Here is a 20,202-nt window from a genome sequence, read left to right as displayed (position 1 = left end):
CCCCGTTCCTGTTGTCCCGTAGCAGAGAGTAGCTGTACGTGTACTCCTGGGAGCCGGAACTTTTCATGCAAGCATGCTTGATTGTTTCCAGCCCCGCTGCCATGCTCCGAACACGCCGCACACCGCCGTGCCCCGAGGGGAGCGCACCGTGTCCGAAACGCTGGTCGTGTTCGACGATCTGCGGGCCGAGAGTCTGCAACTGGACGCACTCGTACGGGACTTGCCGCCCGAGCGGTGGGCCGCGCCGACTCCCGCCCCGCGCTGGACCGTCGCCCACCAGATCGCCCACCTCGCCTGGACCGACCGCGCCGCGCTGCTCGCCATGGGGGACCCGGACGCGTTCGCCGGGGAGGTCGCCAAGGCGATCGCCGCGCCGGATTCGTTCGTGGACGACGGCGCCGACGAGGGCGCCGCCCAGGAGCCCGCGGCGCTGCTGGCCCAATGGCGGGACGGGCGCGAGGAGTTGCAGAAGGTGTTGCGGGGCGCCGCCGCGACGAAGGCCAAGTTCCCCTGGTACGGACCGCCGATGTCCGCCGCGTCCATGGCCACCGGGCGCCTCATGGAGACCTGGGCCCATGGCGAAGACGTCGCGGAGGCGCTCGGTGTCGTGCGGCCGCCCTCCGGCCGGTTGCGGCATGTCGCCCGGATCGGCGTGCGCGCCCGGGACTTCGCCTTCGCCGTGCACGGAGTCACGGCCCCCGAGGGAGAGTTCCGCATCGAACTCCTCGGGCCGAGCGGTGAGTTGTGGACGTACGGGCCCGAGGGTGCCGCACAGCGTGTCTCCGGGCCCGCCCTCGACTTCTGTCTCCTCGTCACCCAGCGCGCCCACCGCGACGACCTCGCCGTACGCGCCGAAGGTCCCGACGCCGACCGCTGGCTCGACATCGCGCAGGCCTTCGCCGGGCCGCCCGGCCAGGGCCGCGCGCCGAAGGGGTCCGCCGCATGAGCCGGCCGCCGCTGCGGATCGGCAACGCGTCCGGGTTCTACGGCGACCGGTTCGACGCCATGAAGGAGATGCTGGGCGACGGGCCGCTCGATGTCCTCACCGGTGACTATCTCGCCGAGCTGACCATGCTGATCCTCGGCCGCGACCGCCTCAAGGACCCCGGGCGCGGCTATGCCCGTACATTCCTGCGGCAGCTGGAGGAGTGTCTCGGGCTCGCCGTGGAGCGGGGAGTCAAGATCGTCGCCAATGCCGGGGGACTCAACCCCGCCGGACTCGCCGCTGCCGTACGGGAGTTGGCCGCCGAACTGAACCTCCCCGTACGCGTCGCCCACGTCGAGGGCGACGACCTGCTCGGCACCGGGCGCTTCCCCGGCGCCCTCACCGCCAACGCCTACCTCGGCGGCACCGGAATCGCCGCCTGCCTGGAGGCCGGCGCCGACATCGTGGTCACCGGCCGCGTCACCGACGCCGCCCTGGTCAGCGGGCCCGCCGCCTGGCACTTCGGCTGGGCCCCCGACGCGTACGACCGGCTCGCCGGGGCCGTCGTCGCCGGGCACGTCCTGGAGTGCGGCACCCAGGCCACCGGCGGCAACTACTCCCAATTCGCCGCGCACGCGCAGAGGTTGGGCCGCCCCGGCTTCCCTCTCGCCGAGATCCACGAGGACGGGTCCGCCGTCATCGGCAAGCACCCCGGCACCGGCGGCCTCGTCGACCTCGGCACCGTCACCGCCCAACTGCTGTACGAGACCGGGGGCGCCCGGTACGCCGGGCCCGACGTCACCGTCCGGCTCGACTCGGTACGGCTGGAGGAGGCCGGCGCCGACCGCGTCCGTATCCACGGCGTCCGCGGCGAGGCGCCGCCGCCCACCCTCAAGGTCGGCCTGAACCGGCTCGGCGGGTTCCGCAACGAGGTCGTCTTCGTGCTCACCGGGCTCGACATCGAGGCCAAGGCCGAGCTGGTCCGGCAGCAGATGGACGAAGCGCTGGGCAGGGCCAAGTCGCGGCCGAGCGACGTTCGTTGGGAGCTGGCCAGGACCGACCGGGGCGACGCCGACACGGAGGAGACCGCCAGCGCCCTGCTGCGGCTCGTCGTACGGGACCAGGACCAGGACGCGGTCGGGCGCGCGCTGAGCGGGGCCGCCGTGGAGCTGGCACTCGGGTCCTACCCCGGGTTCCACGTCACCGCGCCGCCCGGCAAGGGCTCCCCGTACGGCGTCTTCGAGGCCGCGTACGTCCCGCGTGAAGACGTCCCGCACGTCGCTGTCCTGCCGGACGGCGAGCGGCACCCCGTACCGCCGTACGAGGGCGCCACACAGGAACTGGCTCCCGTCGACGAACCCGTCCTCCCCGCGGAACCACCGGCCGGACCCACCCGCCGCGCGCCCCTCGGTCACCTCGTCGGAGCCCGCAGCGGTGACAAGGGCGGGGACGCCAACATCGGCGTATGGACCACGAGCGAAGCCGGCTGGCCGTGGCTGGCCCACACCCTCACCGTCGACCTGTTGCACCAACTCCTCCCGGAGACCGCCGACTTCGCCGTGACACGGCACGTCCTGCCCCACCTCCGCGCCCTGAACTTCACCGTCGAGGGCCTCCTCGGCGAGGGCGTCGCCGCGCAGGCCCGCTTCGACCCGCAGGCCAAGGGGCTCGGCGAATGGCTGCGCTCCCGCCACCTCGACATACCGGAGGCTCTGCTGTGACCGTCCTGGCTAGCGCCCTGGACACCCGGTCCGACGACTACGCCGCCCACCGCGCGGCCCTCCTCGACAAGCTCGCCGCGCTCGACGCCGAGCACGCGAAAGCGCTGGCCGGGGGCGGCGAGAAGTACGTACAAAGGCACCGCAAGCGCGGCAAACTGCTGGCCCGCGAGCGGATCGAGCTGCTCGTCGACCCCGACACGCCCTTCCTGGAGCTGTCGCCGCTCGCCGCGTGGGGGAGCGACTACACCGTGGGCGCCTCCCTCGTCACCGGCATCGGTGTCGTCGAGGGCGTGGAGTGCCTGATCACCGCCAACGATCCGACCGTGCGCGGCGGCGCCAGCAACCCGTGGTCCCTGAAGAAGGCCCTGCGTGCCAACGAGATCGCCTTCGCCAACCGACTGCCGTGCATATCGCTGGTGGAGTCCGGCGGCGCCGACCTGCCCTCGCAGAAGGAGATCTTCATCCCGGGCGGCGGGATCTTCCGCGACATCACGCGGCTCTCCGCCGCCGGTATCCCCACGGTCGCCGTCGTCTTCGGCAACTCCACGGCCGGCGGCGCGTACATCCCCGGCATGTCCGACCACGTGATCATGGTGAAGGAGAAGGCCAAGGTCTTCCTCGGCGGGCCGCCGCTGGTGAAGATGGCGACCGGCGAGGAGAGCGACGACGAATCGCTCGGCGGCGCCGAGATGCACGCCCGCACCTCCGGCCTCGCCGACTACTTCGCCGTCGACGAGCAGGACGCGGTCCGGCAGGCGCGCCGCGTCGTCGCCCGCCTCAACCACCGCAAGGCGTACGCCGATCCGCGGGTGGCGGAGGAGCCCAAGTACGACCCCGAGGAGCTGCTCGGGATCGTGCCCGAGGACCTGAAGGTGCCGTTCGACCCGCGCGAGGTCGTCGCCCGGATCGTCGACGGCTCCGACTTCGACGAGTTCAAGCCGCTGTACGGCGCGAGCCTCGTCACCGGCTGGGCGGCCCTGCACGGCTATCCCGTCGGGATTCTCGCCAACGCGCAAGGGGTGCTCTTCAGTGAGGAGTCCCAAAAGGCCGCGCAGTTCATCCAGTTGGCGAACCAGCGGGACATTCCGCTGCTCTTCCTGCACAACACCACCGGCTACATGGTCGGCAAGGAGTACGAGCAGGGCGGCATCATCAAGCACGGCTCGATGATGATCAACGCCGTCTCCAACTCACGCGTCCCCCACCTGTCCGTCCTCATGGGCGCCTCGTACGGCGCCGGGCACTACGGCATGTGCGGGCGCGCCTACGACCCCCGCTTCCTGTTCGCCTGGCCCAGCGCCAAATCCGCCGTCATGGGGCCCCAGCAGCTCGCGGGCGTCCTCTCGATCGTGGCGCGGCAGTCCGCCGCGGCCAAGGGGCAGCCGTACGACGACGACGCGGACGCCGCGCTGCGCGCCATGGTGGAGCAGCAGATCGAGTCGGAGTCGCTGCCGATGTTCCTGTCCGGACGGCTCTACGACGACGGCGTCATCGACCCGCGCGACACCCGCACCGTCCTCGGCATCTGCCTGTCCGCCCTGCACACCGCACCGTACGAGGGCGCCCGCGGCGGCTTCGGCGTCTTCAGGATGTGAGCCTCACGTGATCTCCTCCGTTCTTGTCGCCAACCGTGGCGAGATCGCCTGCCGCGTCTTCCGTACCTGCCGTGAGCTGGGCATACGCACGGTCGCCCTGCACTCGGACCCGGACGCGGGCGCGCTGCACGTGCGCGAGGCCGACCTCGCCGTGCGCCTGCCGGGCGCCACGCCCGCCGAGACCTACCTGCGCGCCGACCTCGTGGTGAAGGCCGCCCTGGACGCGGGCGCCGACGCCGTCCACCCCGGCTACGGGTTCCTCTCCGAGAACGCCGCGTTCGCGCGCGCCGTCACCGACGCCGGACTCGTCTGGATCGGGCCGCCGCCCGAGGCGATCGAGGCGATGGCCTCCAAGACGCGCGCCAAGCAGCTGATGGGCATCGCACCGCTCGGCGAGGTCACCGAGAGCGATCTGCCGGTCCTCGTGAAGGCCGCCGCCGGTGGTGGTGGCCGCGGCATGCGTGTCGTACGCGAACTCGCCGATCTGGGTGCGGAATGGGAGGCGGCCCGCGCCGAGGCGCTGTCCGCTTTCGGGGACGGCGAGGTGTTCGTCGAGCCGTACCTGGAGGGCGGACGGCACGTCGAGGTGCAGGTGCTCGGCGACACGCACGGCACCGTGTGGGTGCTGGGCACGCGCGACTGCTCATTGCAACGCAGACACCAGAAGGTGATCGAGGAGGCGCCCGCACCCGGGCTCACAGCTGAAGTGGACGCCCGAGTACGTGAGTGGGCCGAGAAGGCGGTGCGGGCCACCGGCTATGTGGGCGCCGGGACCGTGGAGTTCCTCGTCGCCGGTGACACCGCGCACTTCCTGGAGATGAACACCCGCCTCCAGGTCGAACACCCCGTCACCGAGGCCGTGTTCGGCATCGACCTGGTCGCGCTGCAACTGCGGATCGCCGAAGGCGAGGCGCTCGACGAGGAGCCGCCGGGCCCGCGCGGGCACGCCGTCGAGGCCCGCCTGTACGCCGAGGACCCGGCCGCCGGGTTCGCCCCGCAGACCGGGACCCTGCACCGCCTGGCCGTGCCGGAGGGGGTGAGGCTCGACACCGGGTACGCCGACGGCGACACCATCGGCGTGCACTACGACGCCATGCTCGCCAAGGTCGTCGCGTACGCGCCCACCCGTGCCGCCGCCGTCCGCGCCCTCGCCGGGGCCCTGGAACGCGCCGAGGTGCACGGCCCGGTCACCAACCGCGACCTGCTCGTACGCTCCCTGAGCCACCCCGAGTACGCGGACGGCCGCATGGACACCGGGTTCTACGACCGGTATCTCGCCGAGCTGACCACCCCGGAACCGGACCCGTACGCGCCGCTGGCCGCCGCACTCGCGGGCGCCCGCGGACACCGGTTCGGCGGCTTCCGCAACGTCCCCTCACAACCACAGGTCCGGAGCTATCGCAGCGAACCGGACGGCACCGAGCACGAGGTCCGCTACCGGCACACCCGCACCGGCCTCGAAGCCGACGGGGACGTACGCGTCGTGCACGCCTCACCCCGCCTCGTCGTACTCGAAGTCGCGGGTGTGCGAAGGAAGTTCACGGTCGCCACCTACGGAGACCGGGTGTACGTGAACGGCACCGCGCTCACCGCCCTGCCCCGCTTCACCGACCCGAGCGAGCAGCGCGCCCCCGGCTCCCTGCTCGCCCCGATGCCCGGCACCGTCGTCCGCGTCGCCGAAGGGCTCGCCGAGGGCGCCGCCGTGACCGCCGGGCAGCCCCTGATCTGGCTGGAGGCCATGAAGATGGAGCACCGCATCTCTTCCCCCGCCTCCGGAACGCTCACCGCTCTGCACGCCGCCGTCGGCCACCAGGTCGAGGTCGGTTCCCTGTTGGCCGTAGTCGTGAAAGCCGTGGAAGTCGAGGAAGCCGTGGAGGAAACGTCCGCATGAGCACTGTCGGCACCGTTCTCGAGACCGAAGAGCACCAGGCGCTGCGCGCCGCCGTCGCCGCACTCGGCAAGCGGTTCGGCCGCGACTACATGGCCAGGATCACCGCGGCCGAGGGGCACCCCGAGGAGCTGTGGTCCGAGGCCGCCAAGCTCGGCTATCTCGGCGTCAACCTCCCCGAGGAGTACGGCGGAGGAGGCGGCGGTATCGCCGAACTCTCCATAGTGCTTGAGGAGTTGGGGGCCGCCGGCTCGCCGCTGCTCATGATGGTCGTCTCGCCCGCGATCTGCGGCACCGTGATCTCCCGCTTCGGCACCGAGGAGCAGAAGCGGGCCTGGCTGCCGGGGCTCGCCGACGGCAGCCGCACCATGGCCTTCGGCATCACCGAACCCGACGCCGGATCCAACTCGCACCGGATCACCACCACCGCCCGCAGGGACGACGACGGCTCCTGGGTGCTGACCGGCCGCAAGGTGTTCATCTCGGGCGTCGACATCGCCGACGCCACCCTCATCGTGGGCCGCACGTCGGACGCCCGCACCGGGAACCTCAAGCCCTGCCTCTTCATCGTGGAGCGCGACACCCCGGGCTTCGAGCGACGCCGGATCGACATGGAACTCCAGGCTCCGGAGAAGCAGTTCGAGCTGACCCTTGACGACGTGCGGCTGCCCGCCGACGCTCTCGTGGGTGACGAGGACGCGGGCCTGCTCCAGCTGTTCGCCGGGCTCAACCCGGAGCGCGTGATGACCGCCGCGTTCGCCATCGGCATGGGCCGCTACGCCCTGAACCGTGCCGTCGACTACGCCCGCGAACGCACCGTGTGGCGGGCCCCCATCGGCGCCCACCAGGCCATCGCCCACCCCCTCGCCCAGGCCCACATCGAACTGGAACTGGCCCGCCTGATGATGCAGAAGGCGGCCCGCCTGTACGACGCCGGCGACGACATCGGGGCCGGTGAGGCCGCCAACATGGCCAAGTACGCGGCCGCCGAGGCCTGCGTGAGCGCCGTCGACCAGGCCGTGCACACGCTCGGCGGCAACGGTCTCACCCGCGAATTCGGCCTCGCCTCTCTCATCACCGGCTCACGCGTCGCGCGTATCGCCCCGGTCAGCCGGGAAATGATTCTCAACTATGTGTCCCACCAGACCCTGGGACTGCCCAAGTCGTACTGAGAACCGCCTGACTGCCTTCCGCCGACGAGGAGTTCAGCATGGTGTACCGGAGTGAGTACGAAGACGTAGCCGTCGTCGACGAGCCCATTCACGACGCCGTGCTCGGGGGTGCCGCCGCCCGCGGTGACACCCCCGCACTCGTCGACGGAGTGGCCGGCACGACCCTCACGTACGCCCAGCTCGACCGGTTCCACCGCAGAGTGGCCGCCGGTCTCGCCGAGGCCGGTGTCCGCAAGGGTGACGTCGTCGCCCTGCACAGCCCCAACACCGTCGCCTACCCGGTGGCCTTCTACGGCGCCACCCGCGCCGGCGCCTCCGTGACGACGGTGCACCCGCTGGCCACGCCGGAGGAGTTCGCGAAACAGCTGCGGGACTCCGCTGCGAGCTGGATCGTCACCGTCACCCCGCTGCTCGCCCCGGCCCGCGCGGCGGCCGAACTCGCGGGCGGAGTAAGGGAGATATTCGTCTGCGACCCGGCGGGCCAGAGCGGCCACCACTCGCTGCTCGACATGCTCGCTACGAGCGCCCCGGAGCCGGCCGTCGCGCTCGACCCGGCCGAGGACGTGGCCGCGCTCCCCTACTCGTCGGGCACCACCGGCGTCCCCAAGGGCGTCATGCTCACCCACCGCAACATCGCCACGAACCTCTCGCAGCTGGAACCCCTCATCCCGATGGGCCCCGGCGACCGCATCCTCGCCGTCCTGCCCTTCTTCCACATCTACGGCCTGACCGCGCTGATGAACGCCCCGCTCCGGCAGGGCGCCACCGTCGTCGTCCTGCCCCGCTTCGACCTCGACACGTTCCTCGCCGCGATCGAGAAACACCGCATCAACGCCCTGTACGTGGCCCCGCCGATCGTCCTCGCCCTCGCCAAACACCCGGCCGTGGAGGGCTACGACCTGTCGTCGCTGGAGTACATCATCAGCGCGGCGGCGCCCCTGGACGCCGAACTCGCCCTGGCCTGCTCGCGCCGCCTCGGCCTGCCGCCCGTCGGGCAGGCGTACGGCATGACGGAACTCTCGCCGGGCACCCACGTCGTCCCCCTGAACGCCGAGGACGCGCCGCCGGGCACCGTCGGCAAGCTCATCGCGTCCACCGAGATGCGGCTGCTGTCCCTGGACGACCCGGCGAAGGAGGTGGCCCCCGGCGAACCCGGAGAGGTCCTCATCCGCGGCCCGCAGGTCATGAAGGGCTACCTCGGCCGTTCGCAGGCCACCGACGACATGATCGACCGCGACGGCTGGCTGCACACCGGGGACGTCGGCCAAGTGGACGGCGACGGCTGGCTGTTCGTCGTCGACCGGGTCAAGGAACTCATCAAGTACAAGGGGTTCCAGGTCGCCCCCGCCGACCTGGAGGCCCTGCTGCTCACCCACGACGGCATCGCCGACGCGGCCGTCATCGGGGTGCTCGACGGCGACGGCAACGAGATCCCGAAGGCGTTCGTCGTGCGCACCGAAGGGGGCACGGGCCTCACCGCCGAGGACGTCATGGCGTACGTCGCCGAACGCGTCGCCCCGTACAAGAAGATCCGCCGCGTGGCGTTCGTCGGGGAGGTGCCGCGCGCGGCATCGGGGAAGATCCTGCGCCGCCAACTGAGGGAGAGCTGATGTCCGCCACGAACCTGGTCCACCACGCGCATTCGCGCGGCGTCACCACCCTCACCCTCGACTCGCCCGCCAACCGCAACGCGCTCTCCACGGCCCTCGTCGGCGAACTCACCGAGCGGCTCGCCCGCGCCGGCAAGGACGACGACGTACGCGCCGTGGTCCTCACCCACACCGGCGGCACGTTCTGCGCGGGCGCCGACCTGCGCGACCCCCCGGACCCGGACACGCTGGTGGGGCTGCTCCGGCAGATCGTCGAGCTGCGCGAACCCGTGGTCGCGCGGGTCGACGGGCACGTACGAGCGGGCGGCCTCGGCCTGCTGGGCGCCTGCGACATCGCGGCGGCCGCCTCGGCGTCGACGTTCGCCTTCACCGAGGTGCGCATCGGGGTCACCCCCGCCGTGATCTCCCTGCCGCTGCTGCCCCGCCTGGACCCGCGCGCGGTCGCCCGCTACTACCTGACCGGGGAGAGGTTCGACGCGGCGGAGGCGGCGCGCATCGGGCTCGTGACCGTGGCCGGACCGGACGTGGACCAGGCCCTCGGACCGGTCCTCGACGGGCTGCGCAAGGCCTCCCCGCAGGGCCTGGCCGAGACGAAACAACTGCTCACGGTTAAGGTCCTGGAAGCCTTCGACCGGGACGCGGAGTCGCTGACAGCGCTGTCGGCGCGGCTGTTCGGCTCCTCCCAGGCCCGCGAAGGGATGACCGCCTTTCTCGAACGACGGGACCCCGCATGGGTGTTGTGACCCCACGTGCAGCGAACGCGCGAGCCGCGACGTCGCCGAAACAGGACCGCTCGCGCGCCACCCGGCAAAAGCTCCTGGAGTCCGCCGTGGCGTGCCTCGCCGAGCACGGCTGGTCCGGCTCCACGGTCTCCGTCGTCGCCGAACACGCCGGGGTCTCGCGCGGTGCGGCCCAGCACCACTTCCCGACCCGTGAGGACCTGTTCACCGCCGCCGTCGAGTACGTCGCCGAGGAACGCTCCACGGCCCTGCGCGCCCTGCGCCCGCAAGGCCGGGCCGAGGCGGTCGCCGCCCTCGTCGACCTCTACACGGGCCCGCTGTTCCGCGCGGCGCTGCACCTGTGGGTCGCCGCGTCGAACGAGCCCGCGCTGGGCGGCCGGGTCGCGGAGCTGGAGGCGCGGGTCGGCCGGGAGACCCACCGGATCGCCGTACGGCTGCTCGGTGCGGATGAGTCCGTGCCCGGGGTGCGGGAGGTCGTGCAGGGGTTGCTGGACATGGGGCGGGGGCTGGGTCTCGCCAATCTGTTGACGGACGACGCTGCGCGGCGCGAGCGGGTCGTCTCCGCGTGGACCGGGATTGTGGACGGGGCGCTTTCGCCGTAGGCGCCGCCCGGTTGTTCACCGGCTGCGGGCCGGTGGGGGCTGGTCGCGCAGTTCCCCGCGCCCCTGGGAGGTCGTGCGTCCGCGGGCCGGTGGGGCTTCTCGCGCAGTTCCCCGCGCCCCTGAGGTGCGCACTTCGTGCGCCGCCTCAGGCCTGGAGGCGCGGCGAAGCCGCATGCCTCCAGGGGCGCGGGGAACTGCGCGACCGGCCCCCACCGGCCCGCAGCCGCCAACGAAGGGGACCCCCCGAGCTGCTAGGCGATCCCGGCGAAGCCGCTGATGTCGCGCGGGGAACGTGAACCCGGCCCCACATACCGGGCCGAGGGACGAACCAGCCGCCCCGTCCGCTTCTGCTCAAGAACATGCGCACTCCAACCGGCGGTCCGCGCACACGTGAACATCGAAGTGAACATATGGGCCGGGACCTCGGCGAAGTCGAGCACGATCGCCGCCCAGAACTCCACGTTGGTGGCGAGCACCCGGTCGGGCCGGCGCGCGTGCAGCTCGGCCAGCGCGGCCTTCTCCAGGGCCTCGGCGACCTCGAAGCGGGGAGCGCCCAGTTCACGCGCGGTCCTGCGGAGCACCCGCGCCCGCGGGTCCTCGGCCCGGTACACGCGGTGCCCGAAGCCCATCAGCCGTTCGCCCTTGTCGAGCGCCTTGCGGACGAAGCCCTCGGCGTCCCCGGTCCGCTCGATCTCCTCGATCATGCCGAGGACGCGGGAGGGAGCGCCGCCGTGCAGCGGCCCGGACATGGCGCCGACGGCACCGGAGAGCGCGGCGGCGACGTCCGCGCCGGTCGAGGCGATGACCCGGGCGGTGAAGGTCGAGGCGTTCATGCCGTGCTCGGCCGCGCTCGTCCAGTACGCGTCGACGGCCGCGACGTGCTTGGGGTCGGGCTCGCCGCGCCAGCGGATCATGAACCGCTCGACGACGGACTGCGCCTTGTCGATCTCGCTCTGCGGCACCATCGCGACGCCCTGCCCGCGGGCGGACTGCGCGACGTAGGAGAGGGCCATGACGGCGGCCCTGGCGAGGTCGTCGCGGGCCTGCTCCTCGTCGATGTCGAGGAGGGGTTTCAGGCCCCACACGGGGGCCAGCATGGCGAGCGCCGACTGCACGTCGACGCGGATGTCGCCGGAGTGGACGGGGATCGGGAACGGCTCGGCCGGCGGCAGTCCGGGGTCGAAGGAGCCGTCGACGAGCAGCCCCCAGACGTTCCCGAACGACACATGGCCGACCAGATCCTCGATGTCGACGCCCCGGTACCGCAGGGCGCCGCCCTCCTTGTCGGGTTCGGCGATCTCCGTCTCGAACGCGACGACTCCTTCGAGGCCAGGTACAAAGCCGGGGTCAAAGCCGGGGTCAAAGCCGGGGTCGGACATCAGGCGGCTCCTCTGCATGCGGGGACGGGGAACTGGACTGTGCGTGCTCGCTGCTGTGCTGGCTCTTTCGCGACTCTGGAGTAGTGGATGCGCGGTCTCGCACGACTCGCGCTCCGGGTCGGTCACCCCGGTGATGCCCCGTAGGACGCGGGATCACCCCAACCGATCCGGGATCTGTTTCGGCATCGTTTCGGCCTCTGGACGATAACCCTCAGTGCCACGAATGGCGAGAGCTTGCGGCACTGAGTGCCATGTTTCACCTCGGGGCCGCCGGGTGCGGCAGGATGACGCCGTGAGCGCCCACGACGACCACGCAGACCCCGCAGGCCGCCCGGAGTTCGACGGTCGCGTACCCGATCCCGCCGTGATGCGGGAGCAGTACCGCAGCCACGACGGAGGTCTCCTGGAGGCCGATCTCCCCGCGCACCCCATGGAGCAGTTCACGCGCTGGTTCAAACAGGCGGCGGCGCCCGGCTCCCCGTGCGCCGAACCGAACGCGATGGTCGTCTCCACCGCGGACGCCGAGGGCCGGCCCGGTTCCCGCACGGTACTGCTGAAGTCGTACGACGACGAGGGCTTCGTCTTCTACACCAACTACGGCTCCCGCAAGGCCCGCGACCTGGCCGCCAACCCGCACGTCGCGCTGCTCTTCCCCTGGCACCCGATGAGCCGGCAGGTCCTCGTCACCGGGACGGCCGCGCGTACGTCCCGGGAGGAGACGGCGGCGTACTTCCGGTCGCGGCCGCACGGGTCGCAGCTGGGGGCGTGGGCCAGCGCGCAGTCGTCGGTGCTGTCGGGCCGGGACGAACTCGACGCGTCGTACGCGGAGCTGGCCCGCCGCTATCCGCCCGGCTCGGCGGTTCCGGTGCCGCCGCACTGGGGCGGTTTCCGGGTCACCCCGCAGACCGTGGAGTTCTGGCAGGGCCGCGAGAACCGGCTGCACGACCGGCTGCGGTACACCGCGGCGGGAGCGGGCACCTGGCGGACCGAGCGGCTCGCCCCCTGAGCGGCCGGCCGCGCGTCACAGCTCGGCCAGCACCCCGTCCAGGAACGGTTCGATCGCCGCGCGCCACGCCTCGGGCTGGTCGTAGTGGACCAGATGGCCCGCGTCGGCCACCTCCGCGTACTCGCCGCGGGGCAGCACGCGGACCATCTCCTGCGCCTCCGCCCGCCCCAGCTCCCCGTCGAGGCCCCGTACGACGAGCGTCGGGCACTGCACGGCGGTCAGCTCCTCCCAGTGCGCGTCGTACACCCACGTCGACCTGGCCTGGAGCATCTGGCGCCGCGAGAACACCGGGCGCCAGCCGTCGGTGGACCCGGTCATCACCTCGGCGTAGAACTCCCCGCGTGCCGGATTGGTCCGCTCCACCCAGGGATCGTCCTCCCCGAACCACTTCCGTACGTCGGCGAGCGTCGTGAAGGGCAGCGGCCAGGACTTGAACCAGTCCTCCCACTCCCGCTGGGAGGCGGCGCCGAGCGCCGAGGCCCGCATGTCGCAGATGACGAGACCCCGCACCAGGTCCGGGCGGCGGGCGGCGAGCTGCCAGGCCGTCAGCGCGCCCATCGAGTGCCCGATCAGCACCGCGGGTTCGAGTCCCAGCTGGACCAGGGCGGCCTCCGCGTCCAGCACGTACGCCTCCCGGTCGAACGGCCCCTGCGGGGGCTTGTCGCTCTGCCCGTGCCCCCGCTGGTCCAGGGCGACCGCCCGGTGCCGCTCGGCCAGCCAGCGCGCGGTACCGGCCCAGTGGGACGCCCGGCCCATCAGGCCGTGCAGTAACAGGACTCCGGGGGTCCGCCCGCCGTCGCCCGTCTTGGGCGGGTCGGCGAACTCCCAGGCGGCCAGGCGGACCCCGCCCGCTCCGGTCACGTCGATGCGCCGCGCCATAGGCCCCGGCACCCCCTTGTGGTCGCGCCTGCAGTCGCGTACCCGCGCACGCTATCGAACCTTTTTTCGAGAACGTGGCGCTCTCGGACAACACCCCTCATTTGAGTGACAGAGCTCAAGGAATGACCTGCGTCGCCGAGGGGATCTCTTCCTCGGGAGGCGGACCGCTCGGGGAAATCGGTCCGCTGGGGACGACCCTGGGAGCTCGGGGCTCCGGGTCGGAACAGGGGAGGGCAGGCCCCGGCGCCGCAAGGCGCCGGGGTCCTCTGCTTCCCGCACTCCCCGGCATCGTCGCGTCTCGAACGGCAGGTGGTCCGTACCGTGGTCCATACCTGGCCCCTCCGGTCATATGCCTCACGCGACAGCCTTGCACGCAGAACGCCCCGCCGCTGCGGTTCTGCGCAGTGAATCGTGCTTTCTGGGTGCATGTGCCGGGCGCACGGGGGCGGGGCAACTGCCCTGCCCGTCACGGCGGTTGACACCGCCGGGGAAGGTTCAGCGCTTGGCGACGAAGACATGCGAGGCGACATCCGCCTCCAGCTCCGCCGCCTCCCCGCTGCTGCCCACCAGGACGCCACCCGGCGACTGCGTCACACTGACCACCGAACCGGGCTGCACCCCCGCACGACGCAGCGTGTACATCAGCTGCGCGTCCGTCTGGATCGGCTCCCCGATACGCCGCACGACGACCGTCTTGCCGTCCGCGCCCGCGTCCAGATCGGCGAGGGAGACCATGCCCTCGTCCAGGAACGGGTCCGCCCTGTCCTTCTCGCCCAGCTCCTCCAGCCCCGGAATGGGGTTCCCGTACGGCGACTCGGTCGGGTGCCGCAGCAGCTCCAGGACGCGCCTCTCCACCGCCTCACTCATCACGTGCTCCCAGCGACACGCCTCCGCGTGCACCTGCTCCCACTCCAGGCCGATCACGTCGACCAGCAGACACTCGGCGAGCCGGTGCTTGCGCATCACGCGCGTGGCGAGCCTGCGTCCCTCGTCGGTCAGCTCCAGGTGCCGGTCGGCGGCGACGGCCACCAGGCCGTCCCGCTCCATACGGGCCACGGTCTGGCTGACCGTCGGGCCGCTCTGGTCGAGCCGCTCGGCGATCCGGGCGCGCATGGGGACCACACCTTCCTCTTCGAGCTCGAGGATGGTGCGGAGGTACATCTCCGTGGTGTCGATCAGTCCGGACATACGTGCCCCTCGTGTAGCTCTTCTGCTCCGCAGCAGCTCCGCTGGCTCGCCGCGTCGCTAATGCGCTGGCCCTGCCCCCAATTCTGACGCATCCCACTGACAACCGTCCCGCGCCGGGAAAACAGCGGCCCCGCGGGCCCTTGACCGTATTGACACAGCCCAGGTCCAGACCGCACCGTGATCCGCGACACCACGACTCAGGGGGCTACGCCGATGCGCGAGAGCAAGCCGGTCACGCAGTACCTCGACACCGCGATCGGCCTGCTCCAGCGGGTCCGCGACGAGGAGACGGAGAACATCACCGCGGCCGGCACCCTGCTCGCCGACACCGTCGTCGCGGGCGGCCGCCTCTTCGCCTTCGGCGCCGGCCACTCCTCGCTCGCCGCACAGGACGTCGTCTACCGCGCGGGCAGCCTCGCGCTGATGAACCTGCTCGCCGTCCCCGGCGCCGTGGGCGTGGACGTCATGCCGGCCACCCTCGGCTCCGCCCTGGAGCGGGTCGACGGCCTGGCCGCCGCGGTCCTGGACTCCAGCCCCGCCACGGCCGGCGACGCCCTCGTCATCATCTCCCTCTCCGGCCGCAACGCGCTCCCCGTGGAGATGGCCATGAACGCCCGCGCGCTCGGCCTCAAGGTCATCGGCGTGACCTCCCTCGCCTACGCCACCGGACCCGACGCCCCCGCCTCCCGCCACTCCTCCGGCACGTACCTGCGCGACCACTGCGACATCGTCCTGGACTCCAAGATCGACGTGGGCGACGCGGAACTCGGCCACGAAGGGATCGACGCCCCCTTCGCCTCCGCCTCCACCGTCACCACCAGCGCCGTCATGCAGGCCACACTCGCCACCTGCGCCACCTCCCTCGCCGACCGCGGCATCCAGCCGCCCCTGCTCCGCTCCGGGAACGTCGACGGCGGCCACGACTGGAACGCCAAGGTCTTCGCCGAGTACCGCGACCGCATCTTCTACCAGCACTGAGCCGCGCCCCGTACGGCGACCGGGAGCGGCCCTCAGGCCCCGGCCGAACCGAGGGCCGCCAGATCCACCAGAGCGGCGATCCGTACGGCCACGCTCTCCGCGTACATCGCGTCCCCGCGCTCGAACCCGGCCCGGCTGACGCCCCGCAGGAACGTCACCACCCCCAGCGTCCGCCCCCGGCTGCGCAACACCGCGCACAGCGCGTACACGGACCCCTCGGGCCACTGCCGGGCCGCCGCCCACTCCCCGGCACCGGCCCCCGCCGGCTCCGGCGCAGCGGACCGCACCGAACCCGCCCGCTCCACACACTGCACCGCCGGATGCCCCTCCCCGTACCGCACCGGCAGCGCGCCCCGCGGCACCAGCAGGCTGGGCCCGGGTGCGCCCGACGGCGTAGCGGCGGCACGCACGAGACGCAGCGGCTCCTCGTTCTCCACCAGGTCGATCACTGCGTGGTCGGCGAACCCGGCCAGCGCGAAATCCAGATGCACCGTCGCCGCCTCGGCCGGATCCTCGCACTCGGCGGCGGCCCGCGCCGCCCGGTGCAGCTGATGCGTCCGGAACCGCAGCGTCGCGGCCTCCTGCTCGATCTGCTTGGCCTCCGTCACGTCCTGGAACAGCCAGCCGACGCCCAGCGGCACCGGCTCCTCGGCCAGCGGCGACGCCAGCCGCACGAACCCGCTCCGCCAGCACCTGCGCTCCTGCCGCGCACCGCTCTCACCGGTCAGCCGCAGCGTCACCCACACCTCCGTGGGCGAAGGCGGCGCACCCTCCGACAGCACATGCGTGAGCGCGCTCTCCAGCTCCTCCACGCCCTGGGAGATCAGATCCCCCAGCGGGCGCCCGAGCACGGCGCTGCGCCCGGAGTTCAGGGCCCGCGCGGCGTGCGCGTTCACCACGGCGGGCCGCAGATCCGCGTCGACCAGCACCACACCCCACGCGGCGTCCTCGAACAGCGCCTCGCTCAGCGCGATGGACCGCTCCAGATCGATCTGCGTGTGCACCTCACTGAAGGCGCAGTACACCCCGGCGGGCTTGCCGTCGGGAGCCCGGACGGCGGCGGACTGCGTACGGACGAGAACCCGCCCCCCGTCCTTGGTCACCAGGGCGAACTCGTTCACCTGCCGCCCCGGCGCGTGCATGGCGGCCAGCAACCGCTCCTGCACCTCGACCGCGTCGGCCGACCGCACGGCCCACCCCGCGAACCCGGTCCGCCCCACGGCCTCCTCGGCCGTCCAGCCCAGAATCCGCTCGGCCTCCCGATTCCAATGGGTCACGACCCCATCGGCATCGAAAGCGCACAGCGCGGCATCCATCCCGTCCAGCAACGCGGCCAGCAGATCGGCCCCGTCCGGCTCGGGCTCGTCGGGCCCGAGCGCATCGGTGGTCCCACTACGCCGGGAAGCACTCACCTGGCACCCCCTGCAGGCTGTGTCGGCGCTACGAATACCGCGCAGTCTCCGTACTGCTTCAGATCATTCAACTCGAACGTGACGCATCCCACACGGAGTTCGGTCAACTTTGCAGAATCCGATGAGCTCACCCCACCAGCATGCATCCTGCGGCAACCACCCCTACGAGCCGCCCTGTCCCACAAGAAGAGAGGCCACCAGCGGATCCCGTCGGCGTCACACCGGCCGGGTGTTCGTACTGGCCAGGGAAGGGCGGCCGCTGATGCCCTGTCACCCTGCGCGCGCTCGCGAGCTTCTGGGCAAGGAGCGAGCCGTGGTCGCGCGGCAGGTCCCGTTCACCATCCGTCTGCGGGACCGAACCCACTCCGAGTCCGAGGCCGGCCTCGTCCAGCGGGGCTACGGCCACGGCCTCCGGCAGGAGGCGGGTTTCCCAAGGCCGCGAAAAACCGGTTGAGAGCTGTCGTACCGGTTCCTAGGCTGTGCTGCACAGAGGAGAGGAGGTGGTTCGGAGCATGTATGCACACCGGACGTCTGAGGTGACTGCGGGCTAGCGGCCCGTCGTCGCGTCTCGGATTCGGCGTCGGACCAGCACGTGTGTCGTGCGTGCAGCCGGCCCTATTCCCAAGCAGTCACCCGACCCGCGAGCCGCCGGTACGTCCGGCCGGCTTCCGACCGTCTCGTACGGGAGGAACCATGGCTCGTGGGTCGCCTGCGTTTCGTCAGCCCTTGCTCACCGCCGCCAGGATCTCCGGCAGCCGCGCCGCCGTGCGCGGGGCCGCCAGGCGCAGGCCCAGGCAGGCCGCCGCCGCGCCGTAGGCCGCTCCGACGGGCAGGAGGAGCCAGGACCAGCTGTCGGCGCCCGAGGCGTGCAGGGTGATCGTGAGGGCCAGGACGGGGGCGCAGAGGAGGGCCGCGGCCACCATGCCGCCGAAGATGGAGATCCAGGCGAGGCCGGCCTGGCCGGGGGCCACGTTCTTGTAGCCCTCCTGCGGGATCGAGTAGGGGAAGCGGGCCGAGGACCAGGCGCCCGTCGCGAGCATCGCGCCGAGGAGGGCGAAGGAGAGGCCCAGGACCTCCGGGAGGTCCGCCCAGGCGCCGAGCATCGCCGTCGTGACGACGGTGACGAGGGTGGCGTAGGGGAGCGTGATCAGGAGGAGTGCCAGGGCCCGGGCACGCAGTTCGGCGTAGGCGTCCCGGGGCGATGCGATGGTCATCGCCACCATCCAGAAGGCGGAGGTGTCCTGCCCGAACTGGTTGTACATCTGGATACCGAGCATGCCGGAGGCGAAGCACGCGAAGTAGACGGAGCCGGTGCCCTGGGCGGCGTTGAGGACGGGGATGATCAGGCCGATGGCGAGGGACGTGACCCAGGCGGCCTTGGTCTTCGGGTCGCGCCATACGTAGCGCAGGCCGCGCTCCATGACGGCGCCGGTGCGGCCGGCCGGGAGCAGGCGCCGGCCGCTGCCGGTGCGGCGGCCGCGGCGGCCGGGCTCCGCGGCCTGGATGGTCGACCCGTCGGGGGATGTCATCAGGCGGGTCAGGGAGCGCCGCCAGCTGACCAGCACGGCCGCCAAACCGGCGACGCAGAGCAGCAGTTGGACCGCTGCCGGACCGTACGAGCCGCTGCTCGTGGCGGAGACCGCGCCGATCGCCGAGGCCGGAGGGATCCAGCGCAGTACGTCCGCCACGGGGTCGAGCGCCCCCACTCCGCCCGCCGAACCGAGCCGCTGCGCGCCGAAGTTGACGAGCTGTGCGCCGATCGCGACGACGAGGCCGCTGAGGACGGCGAGGTCGCGGCCCTTGCGGCTGGTGAGCAGCCGGATGTTGGCGGCGGCGACGGCCCGCGCGAGGGCGACGCAGGTGAGGACGGTGAGGGGGACCGCGAGTACGGCGACGACCGCGGCCGCGGGCCCGCGCGCGGCCGCGTATGCCGCGCCGGCGGTCAGGCAGAGCGTGAACAGGGGGCCGATGCCGACGAGTGAGGCCACGAGCAGTCCGCGTACCAGCGGGTCGGGGCGGAGCGGCAGCATCACGAGGCGGGTCGGGTCGAGGGTTTCGTCGCCGCTGGGGAAGAAGAGGGGGAGCACGGCCCAGCCGAGTGCGAGCAGGGCGGTGAGGAGGATGCCGACGGTGGCGGCGTGCGCGGTGCCGTGGAGGAGGACGAGGCCGAGGAGCTGGAGCGCCGCGATCAGCAGGACGACGGTGACGGAGGCGATGTAGGCGGCGCGCCGGCCGGCGGACTGCCGCAGGCCGTTGCGGAGCAGGGCGAGTTTGAGCTGGACGAGGACGCGGGTCATCGTCGGTCGCCGCCCAGCCAGTCCAGCGTGCCGCCGTCGTTGCGGCCGTCCGCCCCGACGAGGTGCAGGAACGCCTGCTGCAGTGAGGCCGCGTCGCCCTGGACCTCGGCCAGGGGGCCCTGCGCCCGGATGCGGCCCGCCGCCATCACGGCGACCCAGTCGCAGAGCGATTCCACCAGCTCCATGACGTGGGAGGAGAAGACGACGGTGGCCCCGGCCCGGGTGAAGCGCTCCAGGACGCCGCGGATCGTCTGGGCCGAGACCGGGTCGACGCCCTCGAACGGCTCGTCCAGGAAGAGGACTTCGGGGTTGTGGAGGAGTGCCGCGGCGAGGCCGATCTTCTTGCGCATGCCGGTCGAGTAGTCGACGACCAGTTTGTGCTGCGCCGAGGACAGGTCGAGCACGTCGAGGAGCTGGGCCGCGCGCTTGTCGACCTCCGCGCCGGGGAGGCCGCGCAGTCTGCCCGTGTAGGCGAGGAGTTCACGTCCGGAGAGCCGCTCGAAGAGGCGCAGGCCCTCCGGCAGGACGCCGATGCGGGCCTTGACCTCGGCCGGGTCGGCCCAGACGTCGTGGCCCGCCACGTGCACGGTGCCGCGGTCGGGCCGCAGCAGTCCGGTGACCATGGAGAGGGTGGTGGTCTTGCCGGCCCCGTTCGGGCCGACGAGCCCGATGAACCTGCCGGCGGGCAGCACGAGGTCGATGCCCGCGACCGCCGTCTGCCGCCCGAAGGACTTCCAGAGGTCGTGTACGCGTACGGCTGCAGTCTCCTCGGCCGAGGTCACCTGGGCCCGCTCCCTTCGTCGGCGTCGT

General features: G+C 72.2%; 17 protein-coding genes. 11 read left to right on the top strand and 6 right to left on the bottom strand.

Going from position 1 to position 20,202, the window contains the following annotated elements:
• The first annotated feature begins 148 nt into the window (after positions 1-148).
• From AB0J02_RS08630 to AB0J02_RS08595, 8 genes are read left to right on the top strand one after another with little or no spacing between them, the layout of a single operon-like run.
• The gene (locus AB0J02_RS08630) at positions 149-946 is read left to right on the top strand and encodes a TIGR03084 family metal-binding protein (RefSeq protein WP_363192842.1); all 798 of its coding nucleotides are present in this window, start codon (positions 149-151) and stop codon (positions 944-946) included.
• Positions 943-2,646, top strand: a complete 1,704-nt coding sequence (locus tag AB0J02_RS08625; protein ID WP_363192841.1) for an acyclic terpene utilization AtuA family protein — start codon at positions 943-945, stop codon at positions 2,644-2,646. Before AB0J02_RS08630 ends, AB0J02_RS08625 begins: the two co-directional genes overlap by 4 nt.
• Positions 2,643-4,241 (top strand): carboxyl transferase domain-containing protein, encoded by a 1,599-nt coding sequence (locus tag AB0J02_RS08620; RefSeq protein ID WP_363192840.1) that lies wholly within the window; start codon positions 2,643-2,645, stop codon positions 4,239-4,241. Before AB0J02_RS08625 ends, AB0J02_RS08620 begins: the two co-directional genes overlap by 4 nt.
• 7 nt (positions 4,242-4,248) lie before the next feature.
• The gene (locus tag AB0J02_RS08615) at positions 4,249-6,132 is read left to right on the top strand and encodes a biotin carboxylase N-terminal domain-containing protein (RefSeq protein WP_363192839.1); all 1,884 of its coding nucleotides are present in this window, start codon (positions 4,249-4,251) and stop codon (positions 6,130-6,132) included.
• Positions 6,129-7,301 (top strand): acyl-CoA dehydrogenase family protein, encoded by a 1,173-nt coding sequence (locus AB0J02_RS08610; RefSeq protein WP_363192838.1) that lies wholly within the window; start codon positions 6,129-6,131, stop codon positions 7,299-7,301. The genes AB0J02_RS08615 and AB0J02_RS08610 overlap by 4 nt, the downstream gene beginning before the upstream one ends.
• A gap of 38 nt (positions 7,302-7,339) precedes the next feature.
• A complete protein-coding gene (locus AB0J02_RS08605; protein WP_363192837.1) occupies positions 7,340-8,911 on the top strand; it encodes a 4-coumarate--CoA ligase family protein in 1,572 nt (523 codons plus the stop codon).
• A complete protein-coding gene (locus AB0J02_RS08600; RefSeq protein ID WP_363192836.1) occupies positions 8,911-9,654 on the top strand; it encodes an enoyl-CoA hydratase family protein in 744 nt (247 codons plus the stop codon). The genes AB0J02_RS08605 and AB0J02_RS08600 overlap by 1 nt, the downstream gene beginning before the upstream one ends.
• Positions 9,642-10,253 (top strand): TetR/AcrR family transcriptional regulator, encoded by a 612-nt coding sequence (locus AB0J02_RS08595; RefSeq protein ID WP_363192835.1) that lies wholly within the window; start codon positions 9,642-9,644, stop codon positions 10,251-10,253. Before AB0J02_RS08600 ends, AB0J02_RS08595 begins: the two co-directional genes overlap by 13 nt.
• Positions 10,254-10,504: 251 nt before the next feature.
• Here AB0J02_RS08595 and AB0J02_RS08590 read toward each other — a convergent pair whose 3' ends face one another.
• Positions 10,505-11,632, bottom strand: a complete 1,128-nt coding sequence (locus AB0J02_RS08590; protein WP_363192834.1) for a citrate synthase 2 — start codon at positions 11,630-11,632, stop codon at positions 10,505-10,507.
• Between the two features lie 367 nt (positions 11,633-11,999).
• Between AB0J02_RS08590 and pdxH the strand changes: the two genes are divergently transcribed.
• The gene (gene pdxH, locus AB0J02_RS08585) at positions 12,000-12,638 is read left to right on the top strand and encodes a pyridoxamine 5'-phosphate oxidase (protein WP_363193039.1); all 639 of its coding nucleotides are present in this window, start codon (positions 12,000-12,002) and stop codon (positions 12,636-12,638) included.
• 15 nt (positions 12,639-12,653) lie between these two features.
• Here pdxH and AB0J02_RS08580 read toward each other — a convergent pair whose 3' ends face one another.
• Together AB0J02_RS08580 and AB0J02_RS08575 are read right to left on the bottom strand one after the other, a co-directional pair.
• Positions 12,654-13,517 carry an alpha/beta hydrolase gene (locus AB0J02_RS08580; RefSeq protein WP_363192833.1) on the bottom strand — a complete coding sequence of 288 codons (864 nt, stop codon included), beginning with the start codon at positions 13,515-13,517 and terminating at the stop codon, positions 12,654-12,656.
• Between the two features lie 495 nt (positions 13,518-14,012).
• On the bottom strand, positions 14,013-14,705 hold the full coding sequence (locus tag AB0J02_RS08575) for a metal-dependent transcriptional regulator (protein WP_363192832.1): 693 nt from the start codon (positions 14,703-14,705) through the stop codon (positions 14,013-14,015).
• A 213-nt stretch (positions 14,706-14,918) separates the two neighbouring features.
• On the opposite strand from AB0J02_RS08575, the gene AB0J02_RS08570 reads away from it, so the two are divergent.
• Positions 14,919-15,683 carry an SIS domain-containing protein gene (locus AB0J02_RS08570; RefSeq protein ID WP_363192831.1) on the top strand — a complete coding sequence of 255 codons (765 nt, stop codon included), beginning with the start codon at positions 14,919-14,921 and terminating at the stop codon, positions 15,681-15,683.
• A 32-nt stretch (positions 15,684-15,715) separates the two neighbouring features.
• Here the strand turns inward: AB0J02_RS08570 and AB0J02_RS08565 are convergent, their stop codons facing one another.
• Positions 15,716-17,095 carry a PAS domain-containing protein gene (locus tag AB0J02_RS08565; RefSeq protein ID WP_363192830.1) on the bottom strand — a complete coding sequence of 460 codons (1,380 nt, stop codon included), beginning with the start codon at positions 17,093-17,095 and terminating at the stop codon, positions 15,716-15,718.
• A 121-nt stretch (positions 17,096-17,216) separates the two neighbouring features.
• Here AB0J02_RS08565 and AB0J02_RS08560 point away from each other — a divergent pair, with 121 nt between their 5' ends.
• Complete coding sequence (locus AB0J02_RS08560; RefSeq protein WP_363192829.1) at positions 17,217-17,549, top strand: RRXRR domain-containing protein; 333 nt, start codon at positions 17,217-17,219, stop codon at positions 17,547-17,549.
• Positions 17,550-17,814: 265 nt separating this feature from the next.
• Here the strand turns inward: AB0J02_RS08560 and AB0J02_RS08555 are convergent, their stop codons facing one another.
• Together AB0J02_RS08555 and AB0J02_RS08550 are read right to left on the bottom strand one after the other, a co-directional pair.
• Positions 17,815-19,392, bottom strand: coding sequence for a transporter (locus tag AB0J02_RS08555; RefSeq protein ID WP_363192828.1), 1,578 nt, complete (start codon positions 19,390-19,392; stop codon positions 17,815-17,817).
• Entirely contained in the window at positions 19,389-20,174 is a 786-nt protein-coding gene (locus tag AB0J02_RS08550) for an ABC transporter ATP-binding protein (protein WP_363192827.1), read from the bottom strand. Before AB0J02_RS08550 ends, AB0J02_RS08555 begins: the two co-directional genes overlap by 4 nt.
• Between the last annotated feature and the right edge of the window lie 28 nt (positions 20,175-20,202).

It is taken from the genome of Streptomyces sp. NPDC050264 (assembly GCF_040655895.1).
Taxonomy (GTDB): domain Bacteria; phylum Actinomycetota; class Actinomycetes; order Streptomycetales; family Streptomycetaceae; genus Streptomyces.
This window is presented reverse-complemented; position numbering and strand designations above follow the sequence as displayed.

What these genes read in the sequence shown, in the direction of transcription:
- AB0J02_RS08625 (WP_363192841.1), top strand. Translation starts at nt 943, where the DNA reads ATGAGCCGGCCGCCGCTGCGGATCGGCAACGCGTCCGGGTTCTACGGC.
- AB0J02_RS08610 (WP_363192838.1), top strand. Translation starts at nt 6,129, where the DNA reads ATGAGCACTGTCGGCACCGTTCTCGAGACCGAAGAGCACCAGGCGCTG.
- AB0J02_RS08605 (WP_363192837.1), top strand. Translation starts at nt 7,340, where the DNA reads ATGGTGTACCGGAGTGAGTACGAAGACGTAGCCGTCGTCGACGAGCCC.
- AB0J02_RS08600 (WP_363192836.1), top strand. Translation starts at nt 8,911, where the DNA reads ATGTCCGCCACGAACCTGGTCCACCACGCGCATTCGCGCGGCGTCACC.
- AB0J02_RS08595 (WP_363192835.1), top strand. Translation starts at nt 9,642, where the DNA reads ATGGGTGTTGTGACCCCACGTGCAGCGAACGCGCGAGCCGCGACGTCG.
- AB0J02_RS08590 (WP_363192834.1), bottom strand. Translation starts at nt 11,632, where the DNA reads ATGTCCGACCCCGGCTTTGACCCCGGCTTTGACCCCGGCTTTGTACCT.
- pdxH (WP_363193039.1), top strand. Translation starts at nt 12,000, where the DNA reads ATGCGGGAGCAGTACCGCAGCCACGACGGAGGTCTCCTGGAGGCCGAT.
- AB0J02_RS08580 (WP_363192833.1), bottom strand. Translation starts at nt 13,517, where the DNA reads ATGGCGCGGCGCATCGACGTGACCGGAGCGGGCGGGGTCCGCCTGGCC.
- AB0J02_RS08575 (WP_363192832.1), bottom strand. Translation starts at nt 14,705, where the DNA reads ATGTCCGGACTGATCGACACCACGGAGATGTACCTCCGCACCATCCTC.
- AB0J02_RS08570 (WP_363192831.1), top strand. Translation starts at nt 14,919, where the DNA reads ATGCGCGAGAGCAAGCCGGTCACGCAGTACCTCGACACCGCGATCGGC.
- AB0J02_RS08560 (WP_363192829.1), top strand. Translation starts at nt 17,217, where the DNA reads ATGAGCTCACCCCACCAGCATGCATCCTGCGGCAACCACCCCTACGAG.
- AB0J02_RS08555 (WP_363192828.1), bottom strand. Translation starts at nt 19,392, where the DNA reads ATGACCCGCGTCCTCGTCCAGCTCAAACTCGCCCTGCTCCGCAACGGC.